This is a genomic window from Leisingera sp. XS_AS12 (assembly GCF_041224635.1).
Taxonomy (GTDB): domain Bacteria; phylum Pseudomonadota; class Alphaproteobacteria; order Rhodobacterales; family Rhodobacteraceae; genus Leisingera.
On sequence record NZ_JBGFGM010000003.1, the window covers coordinates 1 to 239 of the forward strand.

Consider the following 239-nt stretch of genomic DNA (forward strand, 5'->3'; position numbering starts at 1 on the left):
TACAGCACAAGTGAAACACCCGGTCCCATCCCGAACCCGGAAGTTAAGCACTGTCGCGCCGATGGTACTTGGGCTCAAGCCCTGGGAGAGTAGGTCACCGCCAAACCTAGTAAAATCCAAAACCTCTCTTGAACGATACAAAACACCTGACGCGGGATGGAGCAGCCAGGTAGCTCGTCAGGCTCATAACCTGAAGGTCGCAGGTTCAAATCCTGCTCCCGCAACCATCGTTTCCGACC

General features: G+C 54.8%; 1 tRNA gene and 1 rRNA gene. Both read left to right on the plus strand.

Features of this window, described 5'->3' with window-relative positions:
• Nucleotides 1–106: ribosomal RNA gene (rrf, locus tag AB9K35_RS00010) — 5S ribosomal RNA — on the plus strand; the annotation flags it as partial.
• 44 nt (nucleotides 107–150) lie between these two features.
• Nucleotides 151–227, plus strand: a tRNA-Met gene (locus tag AB9K35_RS00015).
• The last annotated feature ends 12 nt before the right edge of the window (nucleotides 228–239 follow it).